The organism is Streptomyces sp. Q2 (assembly GCF_056820935.1).
In genome coordinates, this window is sequence record NZ_JBXEJE010000034.1 from 97,512 (window position 1) to 108,712 (window position 11,201).

Genomic DNA, 11,201 nt, shown 5'->3' on the forward strand with positions numbered 1-11,201 from the left:
AGCCGTCGACGCCGTCGGCACCCGCCCTGCTTTCCAGAGTGACCTCGTCCGTGCGGTACGTGGGCCTGAGAGATTCCGGGGAGGATTTGCTCCTTCGGCGCCTCCGATGATGTCTGGAGGACTCTCCCGCACGGGGTCAGCAGCCGTTTGTCAGCGTACCAGCGCGGTCCACGCTCCAACCTTCGAGTGGCCGCCTTCCAGATTCTGCTCTTTTGTAGTGCCTACGGATGAGTTGCGACCATGTGGAGGGCCCGTGCAGACCGACATCGATCCGCGCAACCTGATCGGCCGCAAGGCGTTCGACCGCAACGGCACCAAGCTCGGCACCATCGACGAGGTCTACCTCGACGACGCGACCGGTGAACCGGAGTGGGCCGCCATACGCACCGGCCTCTTCTCCCGGGACGCCTTCGTCCCCCTGGAACCGAGCGAACTGATCGAGGGCACCCTCCACGTCCCCTACGACCGCGCCCTGATCAAGGACGCCCCCGACTTCGGCGTGGGCCGCCACCTCTCCCCCGAACAAGAACTCCAGCTCTACCACCACTACGGCCTGGACCTGGGCGCCCCTCCCCCCATCCCGGACCACACCTTCGGCAAACTGGCAGGCACCGACGACCCCTGACCCTCACAGCCACCCCGCCGCCAACCTGCGGGCAATCGTGCCGCTCGGGGCGGCACCAGTGGGCCCAGGCGGCACAGGCGCCACCCCGTCAGCCTGCGGGCAGTCGTGCCGCTCGGGGCGGCACGGGTGGGCGCAGGCGGCACCCCGTCAGCGCCGGGCTGCGCCACCCACGCCCGGCCCACACCAACTCCGGTCACGCACGAACCCCGCGAACCGCGAACCTCCGTCCGCAGACGCCCCCGCATCCCCTCTCGGCCGACGCGGGTGCACCTCGCGCACCCATCCCGCCGGCCCACCTCCCACCTCCCACCTCCCACCAACTCATCCGGACACCCACTCATCCGCACAACCCCCACCGCGCTTCACCCCGCCCGCACCCGGCCCCCCTCCGCCGAAGACGCCCCGCCCTCAGCCGCCCCAGGTCGTCGCTCCACCAACGGCAACGGCTCCGCCGGCTCCAGGTCCGGATCGTCGACCCGGAAGGTCCGCACACGCCCCGGCTCCGAGTCCGGTGTCTCGAACCGCACGGTCACCCGCCCGAGCCCGCTCCCCTGCACCCACCCGTGCCCGTACTCGGCATGGGCGACATCGTGCCCCGAGACCCACCGCCGCTCGACCGGCGCGGCCGGCTCCACCGCGGGCACCTCGTCGGCGTCCTCCACCGACCCGGCGCTGTCCGCCAGCTCCCCCGCCGCCTGCGCGAACAGGTCCTCCTGTGTGTAGTCGGCCAGGCCGCTCACGCCCACTCCCAGCAGCCGCACACCCCCTGTCGTGTCCACCGAGTCCAACAGGCGCGCGGCCGCCTCCCGCACCACCGCCGGATCGTCCGTGGGCCCCCGCAAGGTCTCGGACCGGGTCAGCGTCGAGAAGTCGTATCTCCGCACCTTCAGCACGATGGTCCGCCCGGACAGTCCCGAGCCCCGCAACCGCCGGACACACCGGTCGGCCAGCCGCTGCACCTCCAGCCCCACCCTGACCCGGTCGTGGATGTCGACGTCGTACGTGTCCTCCACGGACACCGACTTCGCCTCCCGCTCGGCCACCACCGGCCGCTCGTCGTGCGCCAGCGCCATGGCGTACAGCGCGTGCCCATGGGCCTTGCCCAGCAGCCGTACGAGTTCGTCCTCACCCGCCTCGGCGATCTCGTCGATCGTGTGGATCCCGGCCCGCCGCAGATGGTCGCCCGTGGTCGGCCCCACCCCCGGCAGCGTCCGCACCGACATCGGCCCGAGCAGGGCCCGCTCGGTCCCCGGTTCGATGACCACCAGTCCGTCGGGCTTGGCCTGCTCCGAGGCGATCTTCGCGAGCATCTTGGAGGCGGCGAGGCCCACCGACCCCGTGAGCCCGGTGACGGCCCGTATGTCGGTCCTCAGCTTCGCCCCGGCCAGCCGCGCCGACGCGTCGTCCCAGGCCGCTCCCCCGGCCTCCAGGTCCACGAACGCCTCGTCCAGGCTCAACGGCTCCACAAGAGGCGACAGCGCCCGCAGAAGCCCCATCACCTGCTCGCTGATCGACCGGTAGAACGCCCCGCGCGGCACCAGATACGCCGCGTTCGGGGCGAGCCGACGCGCCTGGGCCATCGGCATCGCCGAATGCACTCCGAAGACCCGTGCCTCGTACGACGCCGTGGCCACCACGCCACGCGGCCCGAGCCCGCCCACGACGACGGCCTTCCCGCGCAGGCTCGGCTTGGAGGCCTGCTCCGCCGAAGCGAAGAAGGCATCCATGTCGAGATGCAGGATCGTGGGCGCGCTTCTCACATCTCCGATGCTGCCCTACGCCACTGACAATGCCGTCTCCGAAGAGCGGGGCGGACTGTCAGACCGCCCGGTTGCGCCGCCGCGCCAGCTCGTCCGCGGGGTTGTGCCCGACAAGGGTCTCCCCGGTGTCGATCCGCTCCCCGTGCAGCTGAGAAAGCGCGTTCTCCACGTCCCGCCACACGACACCCACGGCGATCCCGAAGATGCCCTGGCCGCCCTGCAGCAGCGCGTGGACCTCGTCCGGCGAGGTGCATTCGTAGACCGTGGCACCGTCGCTCATCAACGTCATGCGCTCCAGGTCGCAGAAACCGCGTTCCCTCAGGTGCTGAACGGTGGTGCGGATGTTCTGCAGCGACACCCCGGTGTCCAGAAAGCGCTTGACGATCTTCAGGACGACAACGTCCCGGAAGCTGTAGAGACGCTGCGTCCCCGACCCGTGGGCGGGCCGCACACTCGGCTCGACGAGACCGGTGCGGGCCCAGTAGTCCAGTTGCCGGTAAGTGATACCGGCGGCCGCGCAGGCCGTCGGACCGCGGTAGCCGATCTGCTCGGACGCCATGGACGTCGCCCCTCCGCTGCTCGGCACGGCCGTCGGTCGCTGCGGAGCGTGATCGGCCGCGTTGCTGTGAAGCGGGTACGGACCGCTCGCCCCGAGACCGCGTCCGGGGGCACCCCCAGCCGTACCGTCGCCGCTGCTTCTCACGCCGACCTCCGTCCTTGACCTGCCTTCTCGACGGTAGGCAGTCACCAGGGGCGCGTCAACGATCGCCACACTCGGCACGCCGGGTGATAATCACCCTTCGAGTGGTTTCCCGCACCCCACCGCGGGGAAAGGCTAGCCGAATGTGCTCGGAGCGGCCCGCAGGACTCTCTCACGCGCCGCTGGCAAATGCCGGCATTTGAGGCGTCAACGGACCTTGCCAGGCCCCGCGGGCTGGTTCGCCCACGAGGCGGCGGACGCCTCACTGGCTGCTGGTTCCGAAGTCCTCGGGCGAGATCTGGTCGAGGAACTCGCGGAACTTCTCCACCTCGTCCTCCTGCTCGTCCGGAATCGCGATGCCGGCGTCGTCGAGCACACCGTCACTGCCATAGATCGGCGTCCCGGTGCGCAGGGCCAGCGCTATGGCGTCGGACGGCCGGGCGCTCACCTCGACACCGCTGGCGAAGACCAGCTCCGCGTAGAAGACGCCTTCACGCAGGTCCGTGATGCGCACTTCGGTGAGCTCCTGCCCGACGGCCTCCAGCACGTCCTTGAACAGGTCATGGGTCAGCGGTCGAGCGGGGGCCATGCCCTGCTGCGCGAAAGCGATCGCCGTAGCCTCCCCAGGCCCGATCCAGATGGGGAGGTAGCGGTCGCCTCCCACTTCACGCAGGAGCACGATCGGTTGGTTGGAGGGCATTTCGACCCGGACACCTACGACATCGAGCTCGTTCACACAGCAACCCTAGGCCGTGCCCGGGATGTTTGGGTAGTCGGGCAGGGAACGGGTGGCCTATCCGACCCGTGCGAACCCTCCCGCTTCACGGCAGCCGCACGCCCAGCGCGGTCTGCACGAGCGCCGCGTGCAGCTTCACCGTGAGCCCCGCCAGCTCCTTCGTACGGGCCTCGGCGTGTGCCCTGGTCTGCGGGTTGCGATGGCGCCTCAGCGGGGCCACCACCTGGTCGACCAGCCCCGCCTCCCGGTCGGCCGCCGCCTTCATCACCCGCAGATGCCGCGGCTCGATCCCGAACCGCCCGAGCTCGACGATGAGCGAGGCCACAGTGGCCGCCTCGGCGTCGTACGCCCCGTCGGGCAGCGGAGTGATCAGCCCGTAGGACTCCCACTCCTGAAGTTCCTGCTCGCCGATCCCGGCGGCGGCCATCAGCTCGGCCCGCCCGATCCTGGCCGCCGTCGGCGCCTCGATTTCCGCGAGACCCTCGCCGTCCCGCTGCCGGCTCACCGTCGGCAGTGGCGCGGCCTCACCGCGTTCCATGGCGTCAAGGTGCTCGCGGATCACCTTGAGTGGCAGATAGTGGTCCCGCTGCATCCTCAGGACGTGACCGAGGCGCTCGACGTCGTCGGCGCTGAACTTGCGATACCCCGACGGGGTCCGCTGCGGCTCGATGAGCCCCTCCGACTCCAGAAAACGGATCTTGGAGATGGTGACTTCGGGGAACTCGTCACGCAGCGCGTTCAGCACCGTGCCGATGCTCATCAGCCCGCTGTCCGTGGCGGCGGTACCGTGCCCGGCACCGCCGCTCGGTGTTTGCAGCATGGACCTTCCCGGGAGGGTCAGTAGCCCCGCTGGCTCGCGTAGAAGACCAGCCGGTACTTGCCGATCTGCACCTCGTCACCGTTCGACAGAGCGACCTGGTCGATCCGCTCACGGTTGACGTACGTGCCGTTCAGACTGCCCACGTCGGCCACCGTGAACGAGCCGTCCGGACCACGGCGGAACTCAACGTGCCGACGGGAGACCGTCACGTCGTCCAGGAAGATGTCGCTCTGCGGGTGACGCCCGGCCGTGGTCAGATCGCCGTCCAGCAGGAAGCGGCTGCCCGAGTTCGGACCACGACGCACCACCAGGAGCGCCGAGCCGAGCGGCAGCGCGTCGACGGCAGCCTGCGCCTCCGGGGAGAGCATGGGCATCTGCGTCTGGCCCGTGACCTCGGCGTCGTAGGCCTCGAGCCCGGAGATGGAGATCGTGGACGTCGTCTCGGAAGGACGCTCGGGCGTTGCCCCGGCCCGCAGCGGAGCGCCGCAGTTGGAGCAGAAGCGGCTGTTCTCCGCGTTGCGGTTACCGCACCTCGTACACACCAGGGCCGACATAGGGGAAAACCCTCCACCCGAACTTGAGGTTGACGGTTGCCCGAAACCTATGCCTCCGGACTGGGCAGGGTCAACTGACGGCGCGCCCTGACCTCCGGAAACGTCATCACCCGGACCATCGAGCTGGTCCCGGAACAACGGCCGCTGGCCTTCCGCGTCGGGCTGTGCGCGATGACGGGCGGTCGCATTGTCGCTGCCCTCTCGCGCGCTCTTGCCGAACAACTTCGCAAACAACTTCACGGGCGATTCCCCTTGACCGAAACAGACCCGCCCGTGGGGCAGGACGAACCCTGATTGAACACACCGGTCGATCCGGACATCCTCACAACGTCCGTGTCCACCGGACAGTTTCCACCACGCACCACCCAATCGGTGCGCCGACCCCCCGCAACCTCATGCCCTAGCCGGACGTCCCCCATGCACCCCCGGTTCACTGGGAGGACGACCGAGCGTAGTCAGGCCGCTTCGCCGCTCGCAAGGCGTCCACGACGATCTTGTCCGACCGCTCGACGGTCACGGTGGCCTGCTCCTTCTCGAGAGTCTGCACCACGCCTCCAGGGATGTTGAGCGCCGGTTCGAGGTCCTGCGGCTTGCCGATGACCTTGAAACGGTAGGGGGTGTTGATCTTGTTCCCGTCGACGCTCACGCTCTTGCCGGAGTCGGCCAGATAGGTGCCCGCGACGACCCGCACGCCGTTCACCTGGATCGCCTCGGCCCCGGCCGCGCGCAGCTCCTGGATCGCGTCGAGCAGCATGTCCGCTTTGACCGCCCCCTTCATGTCGTCGACGGTCATCGTGATGCCCGGTCCCTGCGCGGCCACCGTGCCCGCCAGGATGCCGAGCTGCTTCTCCTTCTCGACCGTCTGCTTGCGGGCCTCCTCCGCCTGGTCCGAGCTGTTCTCCAACTCGTCCCGCTGCTTCTCGAGACCCTGTTTCTCGTCTTCAAGACGCTGTGTACGGTCATCCAGTTCATCGAGGATACGAACAAGATCTTCCTGACGCGCCCCCCGCAGAGCGCTGTCACTGTCACTGTTCGACGCCACCTGCACGGCGAGGCCGAATCCCAGCCCGAACAGCAGTACCGCGACGATGAGTTGGGCCCTGGTGACACGCGGCGGCCACAGCCCGTCCACCAGCCGCTGACGGCCGGTCAGCTGCGGCGGCCCCTCGGAGGCGTCCGCGGCCGCCGCGGGAGGCTCGGCGGTGACTTCCTCCGGCAGCTCCCTGCGCAGCCTGTTCTCCGGCGTCTCGTCCTGGTTGCTCATCCGCCTCACGCCCGGAACACATGCCGGCGGATCGCCGCGGCGTTGGAGAAGATCCTGATCCCGAGCACGACCACGACACCGGTGGACAGCTGGGCACCGACGCCCAACTTGTCGCCCAGGAACACGATCAGCGCGGCCACGACCACGTTCGACAGGAACGACACGACGAAGACCTTGTCGTCGAAGATGCCGTCGAGCATGGCCCGCAGACCTCCGAAGACGGCGTCGAGGGCCGCCACCACGGCGATCGGCAGATAAGGCTCGACAACCGCCGGAACCTCGGGACGGACCAACAGGCCGGCCACGACTCCGACGACGAGGCCCAGTACGGCGATCACGATGTGCCCTTCTCACTTCTCGGCTGTGCTGTACGTACGATCACACTCGGTGCGGCGGGCAGCCGGAGGTCGTCCGCCACGGAAATGGCGGTCCGGATGCCGTAGTTCTCCTGCAGGGCATGCAGATACAGGCCGTCGGCGCTGTTCTGGAACCTGGTGCTCAGCCGCTTGCCGTCCCCCACGGCAAGCACCGTATACGGCGGAACGAGCGGCTTGTTGTCCACCAGTATCGCGTCGCCCGCGGCCCTGATCGCCGACAGCGCCGTCAGCCGCTGCCCGTTGATCGACACCGCCTCGGCGCCCGATTCCCACAGTCCGTTGACCACCCGCTGCATGTCCCGGTCACGCACCCGCCCGGTGTCGGAGAACCCGGAGGTCTCGCGGGGGCCGCCGTCACCTCCGGAGGTGGCTTCCTTGGCGTCGTCCACGACCAGTTTCACCCCGGGGCCCCGCACGGCCGTGGCACCCGAGAGAATGCCCACGAGTTCCGCCTTTTCGCTGCCGCCGCTGTCCCTGAGGGCCGCCCGCTGGCGCGCGCTCACGTCGTCGCGCAGCTCGTCGACGGAGTCCTCCAGCTTGTCCGCGGCCTCGGTCTCCCGGTCGATGCGGTCGATCAGTTCCTCGCGCTCCTTGGCGACGACCGGAGCGGCCACCCGGGCCTGGGCGGCCCCGACGGTCACGACCAGTGCGGCGAGCACCAGGCCGGCGGCCAGACCCAGCTTCGACCGCAGCGTCTTGGGCAGCCCTCCGTCGCCCGCTTCCTTCTTGCGGACGGCGGCCTCGGCGTACCCGTCGTCGAGGCTGTGGTCCATGACGTTGGTGAGCAGCGACATGGACGCGTCCGGGCGCGAGGGGCGCGGAGGAGTGCTCCGAACGGGGGGCTGCTGCGGCATGCCGCACATCGTCGCACGTCGCGACCACTACCTCCGAATGGCCCCACCGGCGTGCCGGGCAGGCCCCGTGGGGACACCTGCCCGACACGCACGCGTACGAGGGTTCAACGCCCGGCGCTGTCCACGACCGCCGCCCACTCGTCCAGCAAGGCCTGGGCGGAGGCGTCGTCCGGCCCCTCCGCCCACAGGTGAGTGACCGCTTCCGCCGGGTCCGGCAGCACCATGACCCAGCGCCCGTCGGTCTCCACCACCCGCACACCATCAGTTGTGTCCACGAAGCGATCTCCAGCCGCCTCGACGACCCGCCGCATCACCAGGCCCTTGACGGCCCAGGGAGTCGCCAGATCCCGCTTGAGGACGTGCGCCCGGGGAATCCGCGCATCGATCTGGCTGAGCGTCAACTGCGTCCGCGCCACCAGCCCGATCAGCCGCACGAAGGCCGCCGTACCGTCGAAGACACTGCTGAACTCGGGGACGATGAACCCGCCCTTGCCGTCCCCGCCGAAGATCGTCGTCTCGTCCCGACCGACGCGGGTCAGGTCGTCCGGAGAAGTGGTCGTCCACTCCACCTGCGTCCCGTGATACGCCGCCACCTGCTCGGCGATCCTCGTCGTGGTCACCGGCAACGCGACGCGGCCACTGCGCCGCTCCGCCGCCACCAGGTCGAGCATGACGAGCAGAGCGCGATCGTCCTCGACGATCCGCCCCTTCTCGTCGACCAGCGACAACCGCTCACCGACGGGGTCGAACCGCACCCCGAACGCGGCCCGTGCCGACGCCACGATCTCTCCCAGCCGCACGAGCCCCGACCGGCGCCCGTCTGCCGACTCGGTGGGCCTGGACTCGTCGAGCCCCGGGTTGATGGTCAGCGCGTCCACACCGAGCTTTCCGAGCAGGCTGGGCAGGACGAGCCCGGCGCTGCCGTTCGACGCGTCGACGACGACCTTGAGCCCGGACTCGGAAATGCCCGTGGTGTCGACGTTCCGCAGCAACGACCCTGTGTACGAGTCGAAGACACTGGCAGGGAAATGCAGGTCCCCGATCTCACCCGGGAACGCCCGCCGGTACTCCTGCCGTGCGAACACCCGGTCCAGCTTCCGCTGGCTTCCCTGCGAAAGATCAGCCCCGTTCCCGTCGAAGAACATGATGTCCACGGAATCCGGAACACCGGGCGTTGTCCGGATCATGATCCCGCCGGCACTGCCCCGCGCGGTCTGCTGCCGCGCCACCGGCAGTGGCACGTTCTCCAGGTCTCGTACGTCGATGGCGCTGGCCTGCAGGGCGGAGATGACCGCCCGCTTGAGCGCACGCGCACCACGGGAGTGGTCACGAGCCGTGGTGACGGTCGAGCCCTTCTTGAGCGTGGTCGCGTAGGCGCCGGCGAGACGCACGGCCAGCTCGGGCGTGATCTCCACGTTCAGGATCCCGGACACTCCACGGGCGCCGAAGAGGTGTGCCTGCCCTCTGGACTCCCAGATCACCGAGGTATTGACGAAGGCGCCGGCCTCGATGGTCTTGAACGGGTAGACCCGCACATTGCCCTGCACGATCGATTCTTCACCGATCAGGCACTCGTCTCCGATGACGGCGCCGTCCTCGATCCGGGCCGCGCGCATGATGTCGGTGTTCTTTCCGACGACACAGCCCCGCAGGTTGCTGTGCTGACCGACGTACACGTTGTCGTGCACGACGGCCTTGTGCAGGAAGGCCCCGGTTTTCACGACGACGTTCGAGCCGATGACGGTGTGCTCACGGATTTCGGCGCCGGCCTCGACCTTGGCGTAGTCACCGATGTATAGGGGACCGCGAAGAACGGCGTCGGGATGCACCTCGGCGCCTTCCGCCACCCACACGCCCGGGGAGATCTCGAAGCCGTCGAGATCGACGTCGACCTTGCCCTCCAGGACGTCGGCCTGCGCCTTCACGTAGCTCTCGTGGGTACCGACGTCCTCCCAGTAGCCCTCGGCGATGTAGCCGTAGATCGGCTTGCCTTCCTTCATCAACTGCGGGAAGACATCACCGGACCAGTCGACGGAGACATCGGCCTCGACATAGTCGAAGACCTCGGGCTCCATCACGTAGATACCCGTGTTCACGGTGTCCGAGAAGACCTGGCCCCAGGTCGGCTTCTCCAGGAAGCGCTCGACCTTGCCCTCCTCGTCGACGATCGTGATGCCGAACTCCAGCGGGTTGGGCACACGCGTCAGGCAGACGGTGACCAACGCACCCTTTTCCTTGTGGAAATTGATGAGCTCGGTGAGATCGAAGTCGGTCAGGGCATCACCGGAGATGACGAGGAAAGCATCGTCCTTCAGCGCCTCTTCGGCGTTCTTGACGCTTCCGGCGGTACCGAGTGGCTTCTCCTCATTGGCGTAGGTGAGCTCCATACCGAGCTCCTCACCGTCACCGAAGTAGTTCTTGACCAGCGAGGCCAAGAACTGGACAGTAACGACGGTCTCGTTGAGCCCATGCCTTTTGAGCAGCCGCAGAACGTGCTCCATGATCGGCCTGTTGGCCACCGGCAGGAGCGGCTTGGGCATGCTCGAGGTCATAGGGCGAAGGCGTGTGCCTTCGCCTCCGGCCATCACGACGGCCTTCATGTCGGAAGCGTCCTCCTATAAAGAGATGACGGTCTAGCCGACTTCACCCGTCAGATTGTCCCGCACTTTTCCGCCGCGGGCCATCGGGCCGATACAGCCGTTGAATCAGCGAGTTCGGTCGGCCATGGCGTCCGCACGAACCAGGCGGCGGACCTGTACCACGTAGAGGACTCCTGCCCACCAATACAGCGTTGTACCCCATCCGGCGAACGCCCATCCGAAAATAGCACCGAGTGACGCGATCCATCCGCTTCCGTCACTGAGCAGCAGCAGGGGGAAGGCGTACATCAGGTTGAAGGTGGCGGCCTTGCCCAGGAAGTTCACCTGGGGAGGTGGATAGCCGTGGCGTCTGAGGATGCCCACCATCACCAGCAGGACCAACTCGCGTGCCAGAAGTGCAGCGGTCAACCAGATCGGCAGAATCTCGCGCCAGGTGAGACCGACCAAAGTCGAAAGAATGTAGAGCCGGTCAGCCGCGGGATCCAGGAGCCGGCCGAGACTGCTGATCTGGTTCCAACGCCGGGCCAGCTTCCCGTCCAGGTAGTCAGTGACCCCACTCAAAGCCAGCACCAGAAGCGCCCACCCGTCGCTCTGGGGACCGCCGAACTCAGGCCTGAGGATCAGCCACAGGAAGAGCGGCACTCCAGCGAGCCGCGCCATGCTGAGGATGTTGGGGATGGTGAGGACCCGGTCCGTCTGGACGCGGGTCTCCTGGACCTCCACCCGGGAGCCTCCTGTGCACAATGAGCCGACGATGCCCCCTGACCTTACCTCAACGCAAAAAAGCTCTGGCCCTTGGGCTGTGTGCCCAAGAGCCAGAGCTCTAAAAGAAGTTCGGCGGCGTCCTACTCTCCCACAGGGTCCCCCCTGCAGTACCATCGGCGCTGTAAGGCTTAGCTTCCGGGTTCGGA

At 68.1% G+C, this 11,201-nt stretch carries 11 protein-coding genes, 1 rRNA gene and 1 riboswitch; of the genes, 1 reads left to right on the top strand and 11 read right to left on the bottom strand.

What is annotated here, in order from left to right; translation table 11 throughout:
• Positions 1-43 precede the first annotated feature (43 nt).
• Positions 44-139: riboswitch (glycine riboswitch) on the bottom strand.
• A 114-nt stretch (positions 140-253) separates the two neighbouring features.
• Entirely contained in the window at positions 254-625 is a 372-nt protein-coding gene (locus ACWBNA_RS33435; RefSeq protein WP_482708251.1) for a PRC-barrel domain-containing protein, read from the top strand.
• 362 nt (positions 626-987) lie between these two features.
• On the opposite strand, the gene ACWBNA_RS33440 is transcribed toward ACWBNA_RS33435, so the two are convergent.
• The 11 genes from ACWBNA_RS33440 to rrf all read right to left on the bottom strand — a co-directional run.
• Entirely contained in the window at positions 988-2,385 is a 1,398-nt protein-coding gene (locus tag ACWBNA_RS33440; protein WP_482708252.1) for a DNA polymerase IV, read from the bottom strand.
• A gap of 58 nt (positions 2,386-2,443) precedes the next feature.
• On the bottom strand, positions 2,444-3,088 hold the full coding sequence (locus tag ACWBNA_RS33445; RefSeq protein ID WP_482708253.1) for a MerR family transcriptional regulator: 645 nt from the start codon (positions 3,086-3,088) through the stop codon (positions 2,444-2,446).
• Between the two features lie 259 nt (positions 3,089-3,347).
• The gene (locus ACWBNA_RS33450; RefSeq protein ID WP_004002801.1) at positions 3,348-3,821 is read right to left on the bottom strand and encodes a bifunctional nuclease family protein; all 474 of its coding nucleotides are present in this window, start codon (positions 3,819-3,821) and stop codon (positions 3,348-3,350) included.
• An 85-nt stretch (positions 3,822-3,906) separates the two neighbouring features.
• Positions 3,907-4,641: a transcriptional regulator FtsR gene (ftsR, locus tag ACWBNA_RS33455; RefSeq protein WP_482708254.1), complete on the bottom strand. Its 735-nt coding sequence runs from the start codon at positions 4,639-4,641 to the stop codon at positions 3,907-3,909.
• A 17-nt stretch (positions 4,642-4,658) separates the two neighbouring features.
• Complete coding sequence (locus tag ACWBNA_RS33460) at positions 4,659-5,564, bottom strand: FHA domain-containing protein (protein ID WP_482708255.1); 906 nt, start codon at positions 5,562-5,564, stop codon at positions 4,659-4,661.
• 61 nt (positions 5,565-5,625) lie between these two features.
• Positions 5,626-6,459, bottom strand: coding sequence for a DUF881 domain-containing protein (locus ACWBNA_RS33465; RefSeq protein WP_482708256.1), 834 nt, complete (start codon positions 6,457-6,459; stop codon positions 5,626-5,628).
• Between the two features lie 5 nt (positions 6,460-6,464).
• Positions 6,465-6,797: a small basic family protein gene (locus tag ACWBNA_RS33470; RefSeq protein ID WP_003988855.1), complete on the bottom strand. Its 333-nt coding sequence runs from the start codon at positions 6,795-6,797 to the stop codon at positions 6,465-6,467.
• Entirely contained in the window at positions 6,794-7,699 is a 906-nt protein-coding gene (locus ACWBNA_RS33475; RefSeq protein ID WP_482708257.1) for a DUF881 domain-containing protein, read from the bottom strand. Before ACWBNA_RS33475 ends, ACWBNA_RS33470 begins: the two co-directional genes overlap by 4 nt.
• Positions 7,700-7,794: 95 nt before the next feature.
• Positions 7,795-10,290: a sugar phosphate nucleotidyltransferase gene (locus ACWBNA_RS33480; RefSeq protein WP_482708258.1), complete on the bottom strand. Its 2,496-nt coding sequence runs from the start codon at positions 10,288-10,290 to the stop codon at positions 7,795-7,797.
• A gap of 105 nt (positions 10,291-10,395) precedes the next feature.
• Positions 10,396-11,013 carry a cardiolipin synthase ClsA gene (gene clsA / locus ACWBNA_RS33485; protein ID WP_482708259.1) on the bottom strand — a complete coding sequence of 206 codons (618 nt, stop codon included), beginning with the start codon at positions 11,011-11,013 and terminating at the stop codon, positions 10,396-10,398.
• A gap of 109 nt (positions 11,014-11,122) precedes the next feature.
• Positions 11,123-11,201, bottom strand: a 5S ribosomal RNA gene (gene rrf, locus ACWBNA_RS33490); the annotation flags it as partial.